Source organism: Pseudomonas caricapapayae (assembly GCF_001400735.1).
Lineage (GTDB): Bacteria > Pseudomonadota > Gammaproteobacteria > Pseudomonadales > Pseudomonadaceae > Aquipseudomonas > Aquipseudomonas caricapapayae.
This window is the reverse complement of record NZ_LJPW01000077.1, coordinates 1-467: the sequence shown is the minus strand read 5'-3', so window position 1 is coordinate 467 and position 467 is coordinate 1. Positions and strand designations below refer to the sequence as shown.

General features: G+C 57.2%; 2 pseudogenes. Both read right to left on the bottom strand.

From position 1 onward, the window contains the following. Nucleotides 1-187, bottom strand: a pseudogene (locus tag ALO80_RS11625) (TIGR03751 family conjugal transfer lipoprotein); the annotation flags it as partial. Continuing rightward, nucleotides 165-467, bottom strand: a pseudogene (locus ALO80_RS11620) (TIGR03752 family integrating conjugative element protein); the annotation flags it as partial. The pseudogenes ALO80_RS11620 and ALO80_RS11625, both read right to left, overlap by 23 nt.

Below are 467 nucleotides of genomic sequence, written 5' to 3'. Positions count from 1 at the left end.
TGGCGCTACCGGCCGAGCCCATGGTGCCTTGATTCCAGACATCCATCATGGTGCTGTCGCCATGTGGCAGCATTTCCTCCTTGTTGGTCTGGCAACCTGCGAGTGCCAGCAAGCCTGCCATGAGAACGCAATACACCATCGCGCTGCGCGCCGGCACCAAGTGATCAATCCAGGTTTGCAGTGGCATGGCGTGCTCCTGACGGATATTTGACCTTGCGGCCTTTGAGTTCGTAATCAATTTCCAGCTCTTGATCGATGTGCAGTGAGACCTGCGCGCCAGGTAATACGTAGATGGCTGCAAACGCCTGGCCATAGAGTTTGTTGACCCAACTGGACACGTCCGTGACGCCTTGAGTGAGAATTTTGCCCATCGCCTCGTTGCCGGACAGTCCGGTGCTGCCGAGCGTGCCTGAGGCGTTGGAGACGTAGGATGAAGTGCTGCCCTCGGTCTTGATCAACGATGCTGC